This window comes from Sphaerisporangium sp. NPDC005289 (assembly GCF_040607455.1).
GTDB classification, from domain to species: Bacteria; Actinomycetota; Actinomycetes; order Streptosporangiales; family Streptosporangiaceae; genus Sphaerisporangium; species Sphaerisporangium rhizosphaerae.
In genome coordinates this window covers 197,705-217,744 of the sequence record NZ_JBEXGS010000001.1, presented here as the reverse complement: position 1 = coordinate 217,744, position 20,040 = coordinate 197,705, and the positions used below count along the sequence as shown (strand labels likewise).

Sequence of the window (20,040 nt, the reverse complement as noted above, 5' to 3'; positions counted from 1 at the left end):
TCATGAGGGCGATCAGGCGGCTTGGTAGCACTCCGCAAGAGCGTGGCGACACCACTGCGGTCAGCGGCTCGCCCGATATCCTTGAGCTGGACGACGGGAGCTTCGCCGTCATCGGCACCGATATCACCGGTCAAATCGGCATCCAGCCTCTCGAGAACGCGAGATGCGCTGCCGATGAGCGGATTGTCCGGATCTCCCGCGCCACCCTTATAGCGGCGAAAAACGATATTCCGGACAGGTAGATGATTCCACCCGAATGGGCGACACGCACCGGCAAGTGGCTGACCCTTGACGAGTTCGGGCAGCAGTTCTCGAAAGAGTGGTCGCGGATCGGCCGGCGCTTTCTCAAACTCGAATGCTGGCAGGCGTACCAGGAACTCGACACCAACAGGTCCCAAGAGGCGTATCGCCAGGGCGACGTGGGCCAGGCCATGGAGCTCCTGCGCGAGGAAGCCGAAACCGACAGACCTCTCTACGACGACATCAGGAGCCGGGGGATCGAGTACTCGCGGATCCGCCTGGTCCAAGAGCCGCTCAGCGCGTACCTGCGCTATGAGCTGCTGGCCTATCAGATTCGAGCGAACCTTGGCGAGGTCATCGAAGTCGTGCGCTACGACACCGCGCGCAGCCTGCCGAACGAGGACTTCTTCGACTTCCTCCTTTTCGATCGGCATGCCGCATTGATTCATGACTACGGTGCTGTCGGATCGCAGGCCGGAGGCTGGCTCACCCACGCCCCTCAGGTCCTGGCGTCTCTGGAGAGCAGAGTCGCCGAGGTAAGGCAGGCGGCTGTGCCGCTCGAACAGTACCTGGCCGCGCAGTAACGGCGGGATATGCGAAGTGCGTGCGGTTCGTCGTGTCGGGCGCGGTCGACGGTGATCTGATCTCCCGATATGGTCTCTGAGGTGCGCGGTCGGCGACTGAACATACTTGCCATCAGCGCCGGCCTGGTGCTCGGCGTCACGGTTGTCGCGGCCGGTGTCATCCTCCCGGTCCTCCTTCTGCTACGCACGCAAGACGCGGAGCTCCATCGCTGGTCGGAGATCGGCCAAGCGGTCACTCCCGTGGGCGTTCTCTTTTCGGGTGTGGCATTCATCGCCATTGCGCTCACGCTCTTGCTGCAGAACCGGGAACTGCGGAACCAGCGGGACGAGCTGGCCATCGCCCGGGAAGAGCAGATGCGTAGTAGTGAGATCGCTCTACGGGAACTGCACACCGGCCTCATCAGAATGGCTATCGACGACCCAGAGCTGCGCCAGGTGTGGCCGGAAATGGCGCCTGGACTCGTCGTCTCCAAAAAGGATCACTACTGCAATCTGATCCTGAACCTCCAGAAGGTCGCCTACGAGACACACACCATCGAGCTGGGGGAACTGCGTGGTGCGCTGCGCTACCTGATGGCTAGTAGCGACATGTACTCCTTCTGGGCGAAGGCTCGGTCAGCGCGGCTCGCGATCACAGGGGGCGACGATGCCGAAGACTTCTTCACCGCTGAGGTGGACGGCGCCTTCTCCGCCGCGTCGCCGCCTCGGGCGCATAGCCCGTTTCGTCTTCTCCGGAGTGCACTCCTCCAGAGGCTCGCCCGGCGGCCACCACGTCGTGCGAGGTGAGTGAGCGACTTTTACGGGTCACGCTACGCAACCGTGGTTGATAAGTGGCCCTTTCGGTCAGCCGCCGGGGCCGACCTCGTTGTTGGGGGCGCCGTCGCCGCTGGTGGGCAGGTCGCCGCGCTCCACGGGGCTGGGTGGTGGGGAGGGCGTGCCGGTCCCGGTCGCCGGACGGGCTCCGGCGACGGCCGCCTTCAGGGCGGCCCGGTCCACGTCCGCGAGCCCTCCTGCGAGGCGGATGTAGTGGTCGCCGCGGATCGCGGTGTACTCGTGGCGGCCTCCGCCTTGCCGGTACCACCCGACCTCGTCGTGGTCGCACCGTACGGGAGCGGTGGGCGGCTCGGCGTTGGTGATGGGGGTGCCTGTGCACTGGCCGTCGCTGAACGAGCCGCGGTCGACGCGGAGCTCCACTCGCCTGCCCTCGGGCGAGACATAGAAGGAGCCGAAGCCCTCCTCACCGATCACACCGACCGACTGCTCGGCGAGCTCGTAACCGGGCAGGTCCACGACGTAGATCAGGTCCGGAGCCGCACCCTGCGCCCGAGCCTGGTCGATGAGCGTCTGACTGAGCACTCCCTGCGAGCCGCAACCGGACAGAACGGCGACCACGACGAAGGAAATCACCAATACCCGGCCCATCCCCACACCCTAGAAGGAACGGGCACCGCGTGACCTGACGCTCCCTGGTGGTCCTTGCCCGCTCCGACCGGCCGTCAACGGCGTCGAAGCCGGAAGAGGGCGGACCCGGGTCGGCCCACTGGCCCGGCCGTGCCTCCCGCCCGCTCATGTTCCTGTACAGGGCCTTGCGTCGCTTGTGAACGCGTCCGTCGCGGAACCATGCGGGGCCAGGCTCTCCGGTAGTGTGGTCCGGTGACCGCTCCTGGCTCGCACCAGCATGCGCTCGCCTGGGCGGTCGAAGATGCTGAGCACCTCCGCGGGGCCCTCGCCGGTGCTCCCGAACCAGTGCGGCACCCGCGTGTCGAACTCCGCCGCCTCGCCGACGCCGAGGACCAGGTCCTGCTCGCCGAGGACGAGCCGCATCCGCCCGGACAGCACGTACAGCCACTCGAAGCCGTCGTGCGCACGCGGTCGCGCGGTGGACTGCGATCGCGGAATGACGATCTTCCATGCCTGGACGCCTCCGGGCGGGGTCAGCGGGAGGACCGTGCGGCCGTTGACCTGCCGCGGCTTGAGCCGGATGCGCGGGTCGCCGACCGCGGGCGCGCCGACCAGGTCGTCCAGCGGGACCTGATAGACCTGCGCCAGCGGCAGGAGCAGTTCGAGACTGGGCCGTCGCAGGCCGGTCTCCAGCCTCGACAGGGTGCTCTTGGAGATGCCGGTCGCCGCGGCGAGAGCGGTGAGGGTGATGCCGCGCTGCTTGCGCAGGCTCTGCAGTCGCGGCCCCACACGGTTCAGTGCATCGGCGATCGGCTGTTCCTGGACGCTCATGGCCACCATGGTCCGCCGTTTTTCCCGGAAACGGCAACGTTCGTTGTCCGGGGCGCGGACGCGGACGCACCCTGGTGGACATGAATCAGTACGACGTAGTGGTGATCGGCGGCGGGGCCGCCGGACTGTCCGCGGCGCTGGTGCTCTCACGGGCCCGGCGCGAGGTGCTCGTGGTCGACGCCGGCGCGCCTCGGAACGCGCCGGCGACCCACATGCACGGATTCGTGTCACGCGACGGGACGGCGCCCGGCGAGCTGCTGGCCGCGGGCCGGCGGGAGGTCAAAGGGTACGGCGGTGACGTCGTCGACGGACAGGCGGTGAGCGCGCGGCGCGCCGGCGCGGTGTTCGAGGTCGAGCCGGGCGGTGGTGTCACCGTCCGCGCGCGACGTGTCGTGGTCGCGACCGGACTGCGCGACGAACTGCCGGATGTCCACGGGCTGCGGGAACGCTGGGCGCGTGACGTCCTGCACTGCCCGTACTGCCACGGCTACGAGGTCCGGGGCCAGGCGTTCGGTGTGCTCGGCTGGACCCAGGAGGCGGTCCGCTACGCGCAGATCGTGCGCCAGTGGTCGGACGACGTCGTCCTGTTCGCCCCTCCCGCGAGCCTGACCGAGGACGAACGTGAACAACTGGCCGCGCGCGCCGTCGGCGTCGTCGAAGGACACGTCGCATCGGTGGTGGTCGAGGACGACACGTTGCGCGGTGTCGCGCTCGCCGACGGCCGGTTCGTCCGCAGGGACGTCGTCTTCGTGCCCCCGCGATTCGTGCCCGACAACGACCTGTTGCTCGAACTTGGCTGCGACATCGACGACACCGGGTGGGTGGTCACCGACGCCACCGGCCGTACGACCGTTCCCGGCGTCTGGGCGGCGGGCAACGTCCGCGACCCGCGCGCCCAGGTCATCACCGCCGCCGGCCAGGGCTCGGCCGCAGCGGTCGCCATCAACGCCGACCTGGTCGAGGAGGACGTCCGCGACGCCGTCCGCGCGCACCGCGACTCGATCGCGCACCGCGACTCGATCGCACAGTGAAGCATCCACCAGAGAGGAATCCGTCATGTCACACCGAACCCCTCCCGCAGGCGCGACGGCCGCACGGCAGCCGATCAGCCCACCCGGAAGGCATCAGCTCGCCCTCATGATCTGGATCGCGGTGTTTCCGACCCTCACCGTCCTCAACCTGACGATCGGGCCGTGGCTGTCCGGCACCGGCCCCGTCCTGCGGACCTTCGTCCTCGCGACCGTCGCCGTACCGATCGTCATCTACGGCCTGATGCCCCGCCTGAACCGCATCCGCGCCCACCTGCTGACCCGCCGCGCACCCTGAGCCCCCCGGGTCCGCGTCAAGCGTCACCGGCGACGTCGATCCGCTTCTCTGCAGGTGAGAGGCTCAGATGAGCGGGGGTGCCTTTCTGGCCGAGCCTCGGTACTCCTCCACGGTGTAGCGCTTGTCGCTTTCGTCGAGTTTCGCGTGGCCGGCCGTCACGAGGTCGATGCCGAGGACGTCGGCGAGCCGTACCAGATAGAGCGTCACTGGTCGGTTTGCTGCCTCACGGTACGTGCGGGCCCATGCGGTCGGAGACCAGGGACTGGAAGGTGGGGCACTCGGTGATGTCCTCGTAGTCGCAGGTCAGACCGCCTTCGATGAGGGTGAGGGCAGCCTGCGTCTTCGCCATTCGCCGGACCAGGACATCGCGTTGGCGGCGTTGGGTCTCTCGGCGCTTCTCGATGTCGGTGGTCGTCAGCATGTCGCGGATGTCGTTCAGGGCCAGCCCCGCCTCCTTGCCGACCAGGATGGCCGCGACCCGATGAAGGTCGGAGGAGTCGTATCGGCGGCGACCTCCGGTCACGCGCACGGGCGAGAGCAGGCCCATGGAATCCCAGTGGCGCAGTACGTGCGTGGCCAGGCCGAAGTGCCCGGCCACCTCGCCGATGCTCATGGTCGCGCTTGACTTCATGCCGACATTAAGTCGCATCATGGCGCGCATGTCCAACGAAGCGATCGAGGCCCTCGTCCCTCAGCTCGACGCCGTCGAGCGCAGTCCCCACGCCGCCGCGCTGCGCGCCCGATCGTACGAACTGCTGCGTGCCGCCCCGGGCGCGCTCGTGGTCGACGTCGGCTCCGGTGCCGGGCGGGCCGTCGCCGAACTGGCGGATCAGGGCGCACGGGCGATGGGGATCGACCTCGACGAGCAAATGATCGCGTTGGCGCGACAGCGCTGGCCGTATGTCGAGTTCCGCGTCGGTGACGCGAATGCCCTGCCGTTCGAGGACGGCGAGGTAACGGGCTACCGGGCCGACAAGGTCATCCACACGCTGGGCGACCCGGGACGGGCGCTCGCCGAGGCACGACGCGTTCTCGCTCCGGGCGGGCGCATCGTCCTGTGCGGGCAGGACTGGGACACCTTGGTGATCGACTCCAACGACCCGGAGCTGACCCGCACCATCGTGCGCAAGCGCGCCGACCAGGTGGCCTCGCCACGGGCCGCTCGTCAGCACCGCAATCTGCTGCTGGACGCCGGCTTCGGCGACGTGACGGTGGAGGTGCACACGGAGGTGTTCACCGACGGCTCGTTCTTGCCGGTGCTCACCCGGCTCGCCGAGGTCTGCAGCGAGCGCAGCGCGATCACACGCGCACAGGCGGACGAGTGGATCGCCGACCAGTGGGAACGCGCCCGCGCCGACCGGCTGTTCGCGGCCGTACCGATCTTCATAGCGGCGGCGACCACCCCCTGAGGGCCCGTCCTGGTACGCGGATCGCGGGAGTAGGTCCCCTCCAGACGATGGAGTGAATGGCGATGCCGCACATGGCTTGTTCATGCGAGCGACCGTACGGACGGCTCTGCGAGCCTGATACGAACGGAGCGACGGACACTGAGCGTCGCCGCGCCCGCTGAGTTCCCGCCAGGTCAGTCGCCCGGTAGTGGAGCGAGACCGGCGGACTGTGCGGCGTCGGGAGCCGCGTACAGCCCGCCGGTCGAAGGGTCAGCCGGTCACGAGGGTGATGCCCGGGAAGGCGGTGGTCGCGTTGCTCCACGGCGCGTAGTAGAACCGCCAGGAACAGGTACGCCCGCTGGTCACGTAGCCGGTGCAGGGCACCGGCGTGCTGGGGTCGATGGCGGAGATGACCCCTACCGCGTACTGCTGGGTGGTGCTGGACGGGTTGGGGATCTCCACCGGGCCGCCGCTGTCACCCGAGCCGGCCGCGTTGGTGTGCGCCGCTTGCTCGGCGATGACCAGGCCATAGATCGGGTAGCCCACGCTGAGGGTGACGTTGACCTGCTTGGCCTGGATGGAACACAGGGTGCCCGAGTAGGCGCCGGAGGTGCAGAGCCACATGCCCACGTAGGAACCGGTGGTGCCGATGACCGGGTTGCTGAACTCCGGCGAGATGGTGCCGGGGTTGTTGTTGTAGACGCGGCCCGCGGTGCTCGCGCTGACCAACATGACGTCTCGGTACATGTCGTCGTAGGAGGAGATCGGGCCGATCGCCTGGCCGGTCGGGTCGGTGGCCGTCTGCCCGAGGTCACCGCAGTGGGCCGCGGTCAGCATCCTGGTCGTGCCGCCGTAGGTGACGGCGAAGCCGGTGGAGCAGCCGACCCCGCTGATGCCGGCCTTGCGCCAGGCCGCCCCGCCCCACCATGGTGGGGAGTCGTCCCAGCGGCTGGCCAGGGCCGGCGTGACGCCCGCCTGGATGGTGATCGGCACGGTGGAGTCGGCGACCTTGGCGCGGGTCAGGCCGAGGTCCGCGCTCGAGACCGTCAGGCCCGAGCCGTCGACCTTCGGCGCGATCGAGGTGATCGCACCGGCGGAGACGCGGGCGAGACGGTTCATCTCGCGCTCAAGCTCTCGGGCCGAGTACGCCGCGGGCAGGATACTGACCGGGACGTCCTCGCGCAGTCGGCCGATCAGGTCGTCGATGCGCCTCGGGGTGTCGCCTTTCCAGTAGACGCGCAGTTCGTGGTTCTCCGGCGCGGCGATGATGCCGGCGTATCCGGTGTCCTGCTTGGTCTTGGTGGCGGCGGTGATGCGGTCGGCCGCCTTGACGAGCTTCTGCTGGGTGGCCAGCAGGTCGGTCCAGGACGCGAAACCGCCGGGCACCTCGCCGGTCGGCTCGATCGGCCGGGCTGTGGTGTCCTTGACGGGTGCGGGTGCGGGTGCGGGTGCGGGTGCGGCCGTGGCGTGGACGGTGCCCAGTCCGGTTACGGCGGCGGCGACCCCCAGTGCCACCGTCAGACGGCGGATGGCTCGTGGGGCTCTTGCGGTGCTTGAGGAGGTTTCCATCAATTCTGCTCCGAGATGTGGCTATGGGACCAAATTCGGTATTGCAGGCATTGGTTAGGGAAGCAACGGCTTGACGCGAGATTTTGTGGCTGATAAAGCGATTTGTTGAGTAGTCGTCTGCCAGGATTCGGCTTCACAGTTACGGCCCGCGGTCACGGGCCGGTGCGCGGCGACCTGGGGCACGGATTTCCGGTGTCCGAAATCTACGCAAAGGGCGCTCTCTGTTCGGTGTCCCCTTCTGGACAGCGGCGAGCTGCCAAGAGCATCATGTCCGGCGCGTTTCACGCTGCCTCGCGGATCGCGGAGTGGACACGCGTATTGCGCGGGAAACCGATTCGTCCGGCGTCGCGCTACGCCTCGGTGCCCGGGGTCGAGCGGCTGCGCCGCCACTGGCGGAGGTGGGCGAGGCCGGAGCGGAGGTCGGGGAGGGCGGAGTAGGGCGTTCGCGGGCCTGAGGCGGTGGGGAGGGCGAAGCCGACGGCCTTGCCGGGGGAGTCGGTGGTGGTCGTGGTCGTCCGGTACGCCTGGCAGTGGCCCTGGGACAGCTCGTAGGTCAGCAGCAGGCCGCGTCCGTTTTCGGCGAGCAGCAACAGGTCCGGCTCGGGCAGCGTCGCCAGTCGCTGGAAGGCATCACTGATCTTCTCGGGCCCCGGGTCGCCGTCGACGATTTCGCACCAGGTAGGGACGCCGTCGATCCGGAAGACGCGCAGCTCGTACGGGCGCTGCCCGTGCCGTTCGGCGTTCGCGGCCAGCTCGGCGACCACGATCTCGGCGTCGGTGATCGCGTCGTCGCCGACCCCCGCCTCCCGCAACACCTCCCTGACCACGGTGCGCGCCCGGCGCGCGGCCGAGCCGGGCTGCAGGACCTTCACCAGCACCCGGATGTCCCGATGGCGCGCGGCGGCGGCCGGCGGCTCGTCCGGCCGCTGGGAAGATGGGTGCGGGCCGGGGTCGGCGGGGGGCATGGCGGTGCTCCGTTCGTTGCGGTGACGGTGCACAGCAGGAAAGACCGCCGGGGGAGCACGCGGAGCGGCGTCGCATGCGCGTTGATCAGGGACGTGGCATGGCGTACGCCGGAAGTGGTCGATCTCTGGTCGTTTGATCCGAAGGGCTTGGCGCGGGGGTGCGGTCGGTGTCATCGTCATCACATTCAGTGGTCACGCGATTACCGAGGGGGTCCGTCGTGGCGGTACGGGGAGAGCAGACCGGTCGTCCTGAGCTGGTGCGGGCGCGGCGGCGGCGCGGGCTGAGCCAGGAGGCGGCGGCCGAGGCGGTCGGGGTCGCGCCGACCACGTGGGCGCGGTGGGAGCGGGGTGAGCAGGGGGTACGGGCTCGGCACCGGGCGCGGATCGCCGTGGTGTTCGGGGTCGAGGCCGGCGAGGTGGAACGGTGGGTGGAGGGGTGGGCCTTCGTGGAGACACCTTCCTGGCCGCTGGTGGACTGTGGCGGCGGCTCGCTGGAGGCTACGGTGAAGTCGGCCGACCTGCTGTGGAGGTACGAGATGGATCCGTCCCGCCGTCACCTGCTGGCCACGCTGCCGTTCGTCCCCGCCGCGCTGGGGGAGTGGCTGACGTCCTGGACCTATGACACCCCGGCCGCCTCCACCGCGCATACCGGGACGAGCCGGGCGGTCGGCATGGCCGACGTGCAACGTATCAACGAGGCCCGCCAGGCGTTCGGCCAACTGGACCACCAGTTCGGCGCCGGCCTGGTCCGCCCGGTCGTCCTGCGCTACCTCAACAGCAACGTCACCCCACTGCTGCACGGCCGCTACGACGACCAGGTGGGTGCCGAACTGCTCAGCGCGGCGGCGGGCATGACCCGGATGGCAGGCTGGACGGCGTTCGACCTCAACCAGCACGGCAGGGCGCAGCAGCATTTCGGCCAGGCCCTCAGGCTGGCCAAGACCGCCAACGACCCGCTCATGGGTGTCTGGGTGCTGGCGGCACTGACCCAGCAGGCCATTCACGTTGACCAGCCGGCCTGGGCGGTGCGGCTCTCCCGCGCCGCCACCGACACCGCACGCCAGGCGGAGGCCTCTCCTCGGGTCATGGCGCTGGTACTGGTCAGGGAAGCGTGGGCGACCGCCTGCCAGGCCAACCCCGCCGAGTCCGGGGACGGGCACGCCGCCCGTCAGGTGGAGCACCTACTGGGTGAGGCTGAGCGCGTCTACGGTCAGGGCGTCACCGATGCCGACCCGGCGTGGGTCGCTGGGTACGAAGAGGCGCAGATGGGCGGGGAGTGCGGCAACTGCTGGCGCTTCCTCGGCAAGCACGATCGAGCCTTGGCGAAGGCCGAAACGGCTGTGGCCGCGTTCGGTGACCGCTTTCCACGTTCGGCGCAGATCAACCGAGCCCTCGCCGCTGATGCCTACCTGCAGTTGGGCGAAGTGGAGCAGGCTCTGGAGGTCGCGCGCCCGGCCATCCCCGCGACCAGGGCCCTCACCTCTCCCCGCACGGTCGACTTTCTCAAGAGGTTCAGCGAGAACCTGGACCCGTACGCCGACATGGTCGCGGTCAGGGAGTTCCGGGATCACCTGCGGCAGGAACTCGTGGCTTGAGGGGCCGAGGGCGCTCAGCGGGACGGTGCCGGGCTGTCCACGCATTCCGTGGTGCCGGAGATGTTGATTCCTACCGGAGAGTCGCCCACCCCAGCACTGATGCCTCCGTAGCCTTCACGCTCCGCGCCCGCAACATTGTCCTTGGTGTAATTGATCGTCCATCCTCGCTGCTTGAGCACGTCGACGGCCTTTTGAAACACCTGCTGGGGCGACAGGGTATGGTCCGGGGAATCGAAGTGGAGGTTCAGTCCACTCTCAACCTTCGAGTGCTCGGTGCCCACCGGTCCTCCACACGGCGCGTCCGTCACCTGCACGACCACCAACGGCTGCGCATTTGGGAAGACGTCCTGGATGATGGCCTTCGCCTCGTCGATGAGCGTATTCCGGGCCTGTTCTGGGGTCATCACCGTGTTTGTTCCATTCGTACAGCTGGCCAGAGCGGCGAGCAGAGCCAGGATCGCGAAGGTACGACCACGCCGGACGGGCCTCGTCGTCGGGGAAAGCTTCGGTCTGCGAGGAACTGTGGGGATGCGGCGCACGATTCGGTCTGACTGCTGAAGGCTCTGACCGTTCACAGCAACCATCCCCTCTCGGTCCTCGCCTTCAACATACGCGGCGCCTCCTTGCTTAGTTCGCCGATCGACTTGCCGATGATCTCTGCGATGTCCTCCTTTGTGAAGTAGCCATCGAGCCCGGACTGCTTGAGCGCCAGGATGGTCGTGGCGACCATGGCCTCGTTTCCGCCCGCTACGGCACCCAGTGCGAGCTTCGGGTCCACGTTTTTGATGATCGGTTCGAGGGCCGCACCGAGGACCCCTGACTTCCACTGTGGAACCCGGCTCTGCATCTCCTTCACCAGCATTCGTGCGAAGCCGGCACCGAATCGTTCATCAACCAGCGCGGGAGAGCCGGTGAAAGCCTGTTTCGTCCCGTCTCCGGTAAGAACGACCTGCAAGTTCCTTAAGGCGACATTCTGATCCATGTAGTACTGAGAGTGACCGAATGACCGGCCGGTGGCCAGGCGTTGGATACCAGCCAGCTCGGCGGGGTCCTTCCCGTGTGCCTCTGTGTAGGAGACCCAGTCGCCCGGTGCGCGCATCGCGAACACCGGTGTGCCTGGCTGCAGCTTCAGGTCTGCCACGCTCTCGACGTTGTGACCGAGTCCAGGACTGCCCATGAAGACCACCGCGTCGAAATCGGTGCCCTGTTGCAGTGCCTTGCTGGAGAGCAAGGTTCCGTAGCTGTGCGCGAAGAGAGAGACCTTGGCATTGTCGGCCGCTTGTAGCCCTGCTCGGAATGAGTGCAGGTCACCAGCACCAGCCTGTGCCTTGTCCGGAAGCACGGAGTCGCCGAGTTCGGGAGTGTCATAGCCCAGCCACGTGACGACGGCGGTATTCGCGAAGTCCTTACCGGACTTGGGGTCTCGAATCAGCCACTGGCCGTCCTTGGCGATGTCGTCGTAGTTGTCCAGGCGGTTGGTGATGCCGGGGACCATGACGGCTACGTGGGTGGCCTTGCCGAGGTCGCCGAAGACCTCGGCCACTCGTCCGTCGTTGGCCGGGTCGAAGAGGAGGAACTGGCGGGGCTTGGACTGGCCGTCGCCGGTGATGCGTGGCTGCTGGAACTCGGTCAGGCGGGCCAGGCGCTTCTCCAGCAGGGGGATCTGGGGGTTCTTGGGGTCGGTGGCCTTGAGGGTGGCGAGTTCGCGCTGTTCGTGGGCGAGGTCGCGTTCGATGAGGAGCTTGTTGGCGGCGAAGCGGACGTTGCTCGGAGCCCCGTCCAGGCCGCCCACCAGGGCCGGCTGGTTGGCCGCGAGCCAAGAGCGCTCGTCCGCCTTGAGTTTGGCGAAGTACGTCCGGACGGCGGCGGCCCGCTCCTCGGGGGTGGCCGTTTTGTTTTTGTCGAGAACGGCTTTCAGGCCAGCACGTAATCGGGTGCCTTCCTTGGCCGATACCGATCCGATCGAGGTGGTGAGACCGAATGTCGTGAGCGCGATGAGGGGATCGCCGCCCTTTTCGGCGGCCCGGGCGATCGAGGCCCGGTTCAGCAGATCGGCAGGGGTGTTGGTGGCCCAGCGCAGCACGTTGACCATGGGACCTGCCGATGCCTGGCCGATGAGCTGGCCGGCGCGGGCGTAGTACTGCTCGGCGAGTTGCCGCCGGTCGGTGAGGAGTTTGGCGAGCTGTTCAAGCTCATCGGGATCGACCAGTCGCTCGGGCTCCACCGGCCGGAATCTACCTGCGCTTCGCCCCATATGGAAGGATTCTCAGCCATTGATATAAGACGCGGGGCCGGGGGTGTGGTGTCGCAATATAATGAACTGATGCGTTTGGCGCACGAGGCGGACGATCTCGCGGATGCCGTCCAAGACGTCCTCAAGCCGGTGCAGGACACGGTCGCTCGAATGCGCTGGAACGGCCCGCACCGTGATCGGGTATGGGCCGAGCTCGGCACGATGAGCCAGGCCACCGGAACGGTCGCGAGTCGCCTGCGGGAGCGGGCGGAGATCCTCCGACGGGCCGCCGAGGTGAGCAGGTCCGGTCTGGAACGCCTGCCGGAAGACATCCTTGAGGGGATCCTCGGTCCGGGCGCAGGGGTGCTGTACGACCGCTACCTGCGCTGAAGTGGCGAGCCACCTGGCAGGTAAACCATCGGCGGGAGCCGAGAGTCCTGTAATGGGCGTAGCACCCTTTAGGCACTGCATGTCGACGGTCGGCCAGGGGTCCGGAGCGGACGGACCCGCATGTCAGGTTGTCTGTTTTATGTGAATTCGATGCACGCAACTAAACGTGCTGTGGACAGTTGTTCACCCCTTGCCCTACAGTGCTGTACACACCGACAGATCGAGTGTTCGGTGACGTAAGCGCTGTTTGTCTGAAATGCCCCGTCGAGACTGGTTCGGGGGAACGTCTCGCTCGTGGCGGAAGGTCGCCGGCTTCAGGGCTGGTGCTGTGCCGTTGACGAGGAGAAATAGTGACGATTGCGCCGTCCGAGCGGCCGATTACGGGTGCCCTGGTAGCGGTCCGCGGACAGCGGTGGGTGGTCGGCGACTCCGAGCCGGGTGAGGCCAGCACCCTGGTGAGGCTACAGAGCGTCGAGGACGGTCGTTACGGCGAGACGTTGGACGTCATCTGGGAGATAGAGCCGGGCCGGCGCGTGCTGCCCAGTGGTTCGTTACCCGACGTCACCTCCGACGGGTTCGACTCGCCCGAGCGGCTGGCGGCTTTTCTCGACGCCATCAGATGGCCGGCGGTCGCCAGCGCCGACGTGAAGACTCTCCAGGCCCCGTTCCGGTCGGGCGTGGCTATCGAGGACTACCAGCTCGAACCCGTGGCCCGCGCGCTCGACGCGCCCCGCGTCAACCTCCTCCTGGCCGACGACGTGGGCCTCGGCAAGACCATCGAGGCCGGGCTCGTGGCCCAGGAACTGCTCCTGCGTAACAGGGCACGCCGCATAATGATCGTCTGCCCGGCCGGTCTGGTGCTGAAGTGGCAGGACGAGATGGCCGACAAGTTCGGCCTGGACTTCACCATCGTCGACACCGAGCGCTGCGCCATCGTCCGCCGCACCCACGGCAGCGCCGCCAACCCCTTCTCGGTCTACCCGCTGACCATCGTCAGCCTGCCCTGGCTGCGCGGCCAGAAGGCCCAGCGGCTGCTCGGCGAGGTGCTCGACCCGAACGGCTTGGAACGCCGCTTCGACCTGCTCATCCTGGACGAGGCCCACCACATCGCGCCGGCCGCCCCCAAGCAGGTGTACGCGGTGGACTCCCAGCAGACCAAGCTGATCCGCGGGCTCGCTCCGCACTTCACCCACCGGCTGTTCCTGTCGGCCACCCCGCACAACGGCTACCAGGCGTCGTTCACCGCTCTGCTGGAGATCCTCGACAACCAGCGGTTCGCCCGTGGCGTCGACCCGGACAGGAGCGCCGTGCGGGAGACGGTGGTCCGCAGGCTCAAGCGGGACATCGTTGACGAACACGGCAACAAGCGGTTCCTGGAACGGGAGGCGCATGCCATCGCCGTCGAGTACCCGCAGGACGAGCGGCAGGTGCACGCCCTGCTGACCGAGTTCGCCAAGCTGCGCCGCGCCCGCCTCAACACCAGCCACAGAGGGCGCCGGGCCGCCGACCTGGTCACTCTGCTGTTGAAGAAGCGGCTGTTCTCCAGCCCCGCGGCGTTCGAGCACACCCTCGGTGTGTACCTGGAGACGGCGCGCGGCGCGAAGGCCGTCCCCTACGCCGAGGCCGAGGACGACTACGACGACTTCCTCGACGAGCTCTACGAGTCCACGGCCACCCTGGACGACGAGGCCCTGGCGGTCGCCGAGGACGACGCCATCGGCACCGCTGCCCCGCTGCAGGGCGCCGCCACCCAGGCGGAGATCACGCTGCTCAACCGCATGCGCGGCTGGGCACAGGACTACCAGGCCGCCCCGGACGCCAAGGCCCGCGAGCTGATCACCTACCTCAAGGCGGTGTGCCGTCCGGGTGGCCAGTGGACGAACGAGCGGGTCGTCGTCTTCACCGAGTACCGCGACACCCAGCGGTGGCTGGTCGAGCTGCTGCGCCAGGAGGGCCTCGCCGGGGACGACCGGCTGGAGATCCTGCACGGCGGCCTGTCCGCCGAGGAGCGCGAGCTGCTGCGCGTGGCCTTCCAGAAGGACCCGAGCGAGCACAAGGTGCGCATCCTGGTCGCCACCGACGCGGCCAGCGAAGGCATCGACCTGCAGAACCACTGCCACAGACTGGTCAACTACGACATCCCGTTCAACCCTAACAAGCTCGAACAGCGCATCGGCCGTATCGACCGGTGGGGGCAGAAGCGGACGCCGGACATCCGGCACTTCGTCGGCACCGGCTGGGACACCTCCGTCGACTCCTACGAGGCGGACCTTGAGTTCCTGTCCCGCGTGGCCAACAAGGTCGCCCGGATGGAGGAGGACCTCGGTTCGGTCAACGCAGTGCTCGCGGCGGCCGTGCAGAAGCGCATGCTGCACGACATCACCGACTACGACGTCGAGCGGGCCGGCAAGAAGGGCACCATCCCGGTCGAGACCAACGTCCGCGAGCAGGTGCGCAAGCTGCGCGAGAACCTCGACGCCACCGTCCAGATGCTCGGCATCACCCCCGCCAACGTGAAACGGGTCGTGGACACCGCGCTCGACCTGGCCCGCCAGCAGCCGCTGAGGCCGCACCTGGACGAGAAGCACCTCGCCGAGGGCCTGCTGGACGTCGCTCCCCTCACCGGTTCGTGGGCTCGCGCCACGGCGGGCCTGCTGCAGAAGGCCGTTAGGAAGGACGAGCCGCCACACCAGCGGCCGATCACCTTCGACGCCAAGGCCACCATCGACACCGAGGGCCGGGTCCGCGACGACGTGGTGCTCGCCCATCTCGGCCACCCGCTGGTCGCCATGTCCACCCGGCTGCTGCGCGCCGCCGTCTCCAACGGCGAGATCGGCCTGCACCGGGTCACCGCCGTCGTCAGCGACGACCCGGCATTGGAGACGACGCTGGTCGGCGCGTACTCCCGATTCCTGCTGGTCGGCGGGGACGGCGTCCGGCTGCACGAGGAGGTGCTGCACGCCGGCGGCTGGGTGCCCGAGACCGGACGGTTCCGCCGGCTGGAGAACCTCACCGTACTCGGCGGCATCCTCGACCGCGCGCTCACCGAGGGCACCCCGGCGTCAGCCCCGGTACGCAGCCGGCTGGCGGACGTATGGGAGAAGAGGGTCAGCGGCTCTCTGCTGCAGTCCATCGACTGGCGGGTGGAGCAACTGCAAGGCCAGCTCGACCGCAAGCTCGCCCAGCGCATGGAAGCCGAGCAGAGCCGCCTGGTGGACAACCTCGACCAGTTCGCCGCCACCCTGCGCGCCAAGCTCGCCGAGGGCGACGACGAGGACGCCCTGTTCAGCCGGGTCGAGGCCGCCAAGAGCAAGGAAGAGCTGGACCAGTACCGCAAGGACCGCAGATCCTGGGAGGAACGCTTGTCCCACCTCGCCGAGGAACGCGACCGCGAGCTCAAGGTGATCGCGGCCCGCTACCGAGACCCCCAGCCGCACCGGTTCCCGGTGGCCGTGGTCTTCGTCGTGCCGAGGCGGGAGGCGACCCGATGAGGTATCACGTCCGCGAGTTCAGCCACCAGGACTGGCTCAGCCTGGTCGAGGTGTCCGGTCCGTTCCTCAGCCTCCCCGTGCTGCGCGGCACCTGGCCGACGCTCGACGCGGTCGGCAAGAAGGAGCTCGAAGGGCTCCGTCTGGCTTACACCGCCTGGCAGAAGGGCGGGAGCAGTAGAGAGTGGATCGAGTACGTGCTGCGCGATCTGCTCCGCTGGGGCGACGCCGTCCACCTGGGCGGGCTGGACCAGGGCCTCGGCCACCTGGCGATGGACGTGCCCGAGCACGACACCACCGTCACCCCGTCCTTCGCGCTCGCCGTCCCCGGCGAGGAGGCGAAGCCGGACACCGTGCGGCTGCTCGGCATGATCAGCAAGGGTCACCCGACGGCGCGGATGAAGACGTCCACCTGGGCCGCCACCCCGGTCGACCGCGTCGCCCAGCTCTGCCGGCACCACGGCGTCGAGCTCGGGCTGGTCACCGACGGCCGTTGGTGGGCGCTGGTCTGGGCACCGCGCGACGGGGTCACCACGACGGCGGTGTTCGACGCGATCCCGTGGCCGGAGTCGGCCGAACGCGACGTGCTGCGCGCCTTCGTCTCGCTGCTGAACCTGAGCCGGTTCTTCGAGGTCCCGGAGCGCGAGCGGCTACCCGCACTGCTCACCGCCAGCCTGGACAGCCAGGAGGACATCACCGAGGCACTCGGCGTGCAGGTGCGCCAGGCCGTCGAACTGCTCGTCGCCGCCATCGGCCGGGCCGGAGTCTCGAACGACGTAAGCGCGCACGAGGTCTACCGCGGCGCCGTCACGGTGATGATGCGGATCGTCTTCATCCTGTTCGCCGAGGAACGCGGGCTGCTCCCCTCCGACAACGAGGTGTACGCCACGGCGTACTCCGCCGGACGGCTGTGCGCCGAGCTTGAGCAGCGGGTCGCCGAGGGCACCGAGGACGAGCTGGAGAACACCCAGGCCGCCTGGCACCGCCTGCTCGCCCTGTTCCGCGCCGTCCACGGCGGCGTGGACCACCCCCGGCTGACCATGCACCCGCACGACGGCTCGATGTTCGACCCGGACGCGGACGCCTGGATGCCGCTGACCATCGACGACCGGACCGTCATGCACATGCTGCGCGCCGTGCAGTACGTCGAGGTCGGCACCGGCAAGAACCGGGAACGCCGCAAGCTGACCTTCCGCTCGCTGGACGTCGAGCAGATCGGCTACGTGTACGAGGGTCTGCTCTCCTACGAGGGCTTCCGCGCGGCCGACACGGTGGTGGGGTTGATCGGCAAGCCGGGCAAGGAGGAGGAGGTCGACCTCGTCCACCTGGAGCGTCTGCGGGCCACCGCCGGCGACGGACTGGCGGCGAAGCTGGCCGAGGAGTACAAGGACTCCGGCATCGGCTCGGCAGGCGCTCTTACCCGCAAGCTCGCTCCGCTGGACGACGCCGCCACTATGGAGGCCACCCGCCGACTGCTCGCCGCGACCGGCGGCGACGCCGACCTGGCCCGCCGGCTGCTGCCGTTCTCCGGCATCATCCGGGAGGACCTGCGCGGCCTGCCCGTGGTCATCCTGCCCGGAGCGCTGTATGTCACTGAGTCGGCGCTGCGCAAGAACACCGGCACGCACTACACGCCGCGCTTCCTCGCGGAGCAGGTGGTCGAGGGCGCCCTGGAGTCGCTGGTCTACTCGCCCGGTCCGCTGCAGACGGCGGACAAGAACGAGTGGAAGCTGCGCAGCGCGGACGACATCCTCAAGCTGAAGATCGCCGACATCGCCATGGGCTCGGCGGCGTTCCTGGTCGCCGCCGCCCGCTATCTGGGAGAGAAGCTCGTCGAAGCCTGGTCCCAGGAGGGCAAGGCGGAGGCACTGGCGTATCTGGCCGGCGCGGAGGAGCGCCGCGTCGACGCCGACGCCGACCCCCTGATCATCGAGGCCCGCCGTCAGATCATCGAACACTGCCTGTATGGCGTGGACATCAACCCCATGGCCGTAGAAATGGCCAAACTCTCCCTCTGGCTCGTCTCCATGGACACCACCCGGCCCTTCACTTTTGTGGACGACCGGCTAGTAGCTGGCGACGCCTTGCTGGGCATCACATCGCTAGAGCAAATCGAATACATGCATATGGACCCGGCAAAGGGTCGAGAAATCCATCAGGACATCTTCAACTGGACTGCTAGCGTACGGTCGACGGTCACTGAGCTAACCGATTACCGACGGCAAATATCCGAAGTAGAGCTAGGCTTCGATCCCCTGGCTGCTCTCAGCAAGAAGAGAGCACTCCTTGCTGAAGCAGAGGTGACCTCTTCACGCCTCCGTCTAATGGCGGATCTCACTGTCGGGGCGGCGTTGGCCTTTGCGAGCAAAGGTGACCGGGGTCGCAAGATTGGTTCAGAACAGGCGGCTAAATTCGCCAGCGATGTACATGCTGGAAGCGGTGAACTGGAGGCTCGTGAAGCCCGTAAGGAGTGGTTGACTTCGGACCCGGTAGCAGGTTCATTTGATCGCCAGCCGCTTCACTGGCCACTAGTTTTTCCCGAAGTCTACGGGGGGGATGGGTTTGATGCCGTGATCGGAAATCCGCCGTTCTTGGGAGGATCGAAGATAAGTGGGGCTATGGGGGCCGCCTATCGAGAGTATCTGGTTAATGAGGTCGCGGCTGGCGCGAAAGGAAATGCTGATCTTGTTGCATACTTCACTCTGCGGGCGCACTCTCTGTTGAAGAAAGCCGGCCAGGTGGGCCTGATTGCAACAAACACGCTGGCCCAAGGTGACACGAGGGTCGTTGGATTGGATCGACTATTGAGTTCAGGAACGGTTATCCGTGCCTCCATCAAGAGTCGGCCCTGGCCATCCAGGAGTGCAGTCCTTGAGTACTGTGCTGTGTGGACGAGCGGGGTGAGACTACAGGATGGCGTGTACGTGGTCGCTGATGGTTCGCCTGTTGCGGCCATCACGTCCGCTCTGGCCCCGGTCTCAAGGGTAACTGGAATTCCATTGCCGCTTGCTGCGAATCGTGGAATCGCTTGGAATGGATCGAAGATATATGGCAACGGCTTCACTGTCGGACCTGAAGAAGTGGAAGGGTTGCTAGCGGATCCCCGCAATCGCGATGTATTATTTCCATATCTTACCGGTGACGACGTGAACTCTCGATCGGACGGAACGGCTAGTCGTTGGGTGATCAATTTCCAAGACTGGAGCGAAGATGTAGCTCGGGAGTATCCAGTTGCATATGCTCGGGTGCATCGTCTCGTGAAGCCTGAACGGGATCGAAATAACCGGAAAATTCGCCGTGAGCGCTGGTGGCAGTATGGAGAGCGTGCGCCTAATCTGTATCAATCCATATCCCGGTTGCAGCGTGTCATCGCTATCACAATTGTAAGCAAGGTTGTGATGCCCGTGATGGTGTCGTCGGGGCATGTATTCTCACATTCGCTCACCGTCTTCGCAACTGATGACACGGCGATGCTGGGGCTTATTTCCAGTAGTCCGCATTATTGGTGGGCGGTTGCGAGGGCATCTTCCATGAAGACGGACCTTCGCTACACCCCATCGGATGTGTTTGAGACTCTCCCGCTGCCGGTAATGACGGAGGAGGTGCGAGACCTGGGAAACAAACTGGACATCGACCGGCGCGACCTCATGCTTGCGCGTCAGGCTGGCCTTACCAAGACGTACAACCTGGTCAACGATCCCAAGTGTGATGACGATGACATCGTTGAGCTGCGGCGGATTCACCGGGCCATCGATGAGGCCGTGTGCCGAGCCTACGGGTGGGACGACCTGATCGAGCAGCTTGATCATGGGCATCACGATCTGGGGCGGGAGACGCGGTACACCGTTGGCCCCTATGCCCGCCGCGAGCTGGTCGATCGGCTGCTTGAGCTGAACCACGCCCGGTACGCAGAAGAGGTCGCCAAGGGGTTGCACGACAAGGGGGCCAAGAAGAAGGGGCCTCGGGCGGCCAGGAAGCAGGCGTTGGCGGATGGGGCGGTGCAGGAGGCGTTGCTGGAGTGAGCGGGTAG

General features: G+C 67.3%; 18 protein-coding genes. 10 read left to right on the top strand and 8 right to left on the bottom strand.

The features are described from left to right. Window positions 1-2: 2 nt before the first annotated feature. From ABZT47_RS00785 to ABZT47_RS00775, 3 genes are all read left to right on the top strand, one after another. Window positions 3-242 (top strand): hypothetical protein, encoded by a 240-nt coding sequence (locus ABZT47_RS00785; protein WP_354834490.1) that lies wholly within the window; start codon window positions 3-5, stop codon window positions 240-242. Next, the gene (locus ABZT47_RS00780) at window positions 243-824 is read left to right on the top strand and encodes a DUF6879 family protein (RefSeq protein ID WP_354834487.1); all 582 of its coding nucleotides are present in this window, start codon (window positions 243-245) and stop codon (window positions 822-824) included. A gap of 69 nt (window positions 825-893) precedes the next feature. Beyond that, window positions 894-1,610: a DUF6082 family protein gene (locus ABZT47_RS00775; protein WP_354834484.1), complete on the top strand. Its 717-nt coding sequence runs from the start codon at window positions 894-896 to the stop codon at window positions 1,608-1,610. A gap of 57 nt (window positions 1,611-1,667) precedes the next feature. Here ABZT47_RS00775 and ABZT47_RS00770 read toward each other — a convergent pair whose 3' ends face one another. Further along, window positions 1,668-2,246 carry a hypothetical protein gene (locus tag ABZT47_RS00770; protein ID WP_354834481.1) on the bottom strand — a complete coding sequence of 193 codons (579 nt, stop codon included), beginning with the start codon at window positions 2,244-2,246 and terminating at the stop codon, window positions 1,668-1,670. A 144-nt stretch (window positions 2,247-2,390) separates the two neighbouring features. Further along, complete coding sequence (locus ABZT47_RS00765) at window positions 2,391-3,056, bottom strand: XRE family transcriptional regulator (protein ID WP_354834478.1); 666 nt, start codon at window positions 3,054-3,056, stop codon at window positions 2,391-2,393. 80 nt (window positions 3,057-3,136) lie between these two features. Here ABZT47_RS00765 and ABZT47_RS00760 point away from each other — a divergent pair, with 80 nt between their 5' ends. Beyond that, complete coding sequence (locus ABZT47_RS00760; RefSeq protein ID WP_354834475.1) at window positions 3,137-4,087, top strand: NAD(P)/FAD-dependent oxidoreductase; 951 nt, start codon at window positions 3,137-3,139, stop codon at window positions 4,085-4,087. 106 nt (window positions 4,088-4,193) lie between these two features. Beyond that, window positions 4,194-4,382, top strand: coding sequence for a hypothetical protein (locus ABZT47_RS00755; RefSeq protein ID WP_354834472.1), 189 nt, complete (start codon window positions 4,194-4,196; stop codon window positions 4,380-4,382). Between the two features lie 63 nt (window positions 4,383-4,445). Here ABZT47_RS00755 and ABZT47_RS00750 read toward each other — a convergent pair whose 3' ends face one another. Then, window positions 4,446-4,589, bottom strand: coding sequence for a hypothetical protein (locus ABZT47_RS00750; protein ID WP_354834470.1), 144 nt, complete (start codon window positions 4,587-4,589; stop codon window positions 4,446-4,448). Window positions 4,590-4,605: 16 nt separating this feature from the next. Further along, window positions 4,606-5,013 (bottom strand): MerR family transcriptional regulator, encoded by a 408-nt coding sequence (locus ABZT47_RS00745; RefSeq protein ID WP_354834467.1) that lies wholly within the window; start codon window positions 5,011-5,013, stop codon window positions 4,606-4,608. Window positions 5,014-5,041: 28 nt separating this feature from the next. On the opposite strand from ABZT47_RS00745, the gene ABZT47_RS00740 reads away from it, so the two are divergent. After that, on the top strand, window positions 5,042-5,791 hold the full coding sequence (locus ABZT47_RS00740) for a methyltransferase domain-containing protein (RefSeq protein ID WP_354834464.1): 750 nt from the start codon (window positions 5,042-5,044) through the stop codon (window positions 5,789-5,791). 249 nt (window positions 5,792-6,040) lie between these two features. Here the strand turns inward: ABZT47_RS00740 and ABZT47_RS00735 are convergent, their stop codons facing one another. Together ABZT47_RS00735 and ABZT47_RS00730 are read right to left on the bottom strand one after the other, a co-directional pair. After that, complete coding sequence (locus ABZT47_RS00735) at window positions 6,041-7,285, bottom strand: hypothetical protein (RefSeq protein WP_354834461.1); 1,245 nt, start codon at window positions 7,283-7,285, stop codon at window positions 6,041-6,043. A 404-nt stretch (window positions 7,286-7,689) separates the two neighbouring features. Continuing rightward, window positions 7,690-8,304, bottom strand: coding sequence for an ATP-binding protein (locus tag ABZT47_RS00730; protein WP_354834458.1), 615 nt, complete (start codon window positions 8,302-8,304; stop codon window positions 7,690-7,692). A gap of 218 nt (window positions 8,305-8,522) precedes the next feature. Between ABZT47_RS00730 and ABZT47_RS00725 the strand changes: the two genes are divergently transcribed. Continuing rightward, window positions 8,523-9,899, top strand: coding sequence for a helix-turn-helix transcriptional regulator (locus ABZT47_RS00725; protein WP_354834455.1), 1,377 nt, complete (start codon window positions 8,523-8,525; stop codon window positions 9,897-9,899). 14 nt (window positions 9,900-9,913) lie between these two features. On the opposite strand, the gene ABZT47_RS00720 is transcribed toward ABZT47_RS00725, so the two are convergent. Together ABZT47_RS00720 and ABZT47_RS00715 are read right to left on the bottom strand one after the other, a co-directional pair. After that, window positions 9,914-10,303, bottom strand: a complete 390-nt coding sequence (locus tag ABZT47_RS00720) for a hypothetical protein (RefSeq protein WP_354834452.1) — start codon at window positions 10,301-10,303, stop codon at window positions 9,914-9,916. Window positions 10,304-10,470: 167 nt separating this feature from the next. Next, window positions 10,471-12,123: an alpha/beta hydrolase gene (locus tag ABZT47_RS00715; RefSeq protein WP_354834449.1), complete on the bottom strand. Its 1,653-nt coding sequence runs from the start codon at window positions 12,121-12,123 to the stop codon at window positions 10,471-10,473. Between the two features lie 99 nt (window positions 12,124-12,222). On the opposite strand from ABZT47_RS00715, the gene ABZT47_RS00710 reads away from it, so the two are divergent. The 3 genes from ABZT47_RS00710 (at window position 12,223) to ABZT47_RS00700 (ending at window position 20,032) form a co-directional block, all read left to right on the top strand. Beyond that, complete coding sequence (locus ABZT47_RS00710) at window positions 12,223-12,522, top strand: hypothetical protein (RefSeq protein WP_354834446.1); 300 nt, start codon at window positions 12,223-12,225, stop codon at window positions 12,520-12,522. Window positions 12,523-12,872: 350 nt separating this feature from the next. Continuing rightward, window positions 12,873-16,013 carry a DISARM system SNF2-like helicase DrmD gene (drmD, locus tag ABZT47_RS00705; RefSeq protein WP_354834443.1) on the top strand — a complete coding sequence of 1,047 codons (3,141 nt, stop codon included), beginning with the start codon at window positions 12,873-12,875 and terminating at the stop codon, window positions 16,011-16,013. Beyond that, on the top strand, window positions 16,010-20,032 hold the full coding sequence (locus ABZT47_RS00700; protein WP_354834440.1) for a type IIL restriction-modification enzyme MmeI: 4,023 nt from the start codon (window positions 16,010-16,012) through the stop codon (window positions 20,030-20,032). Before drmD ends, ABZT47_RS00700 begins: the two co-directional genes overlap by 4 nt. Window positions 20,033-20,040 lie beyond the last annotated feature (8 nt).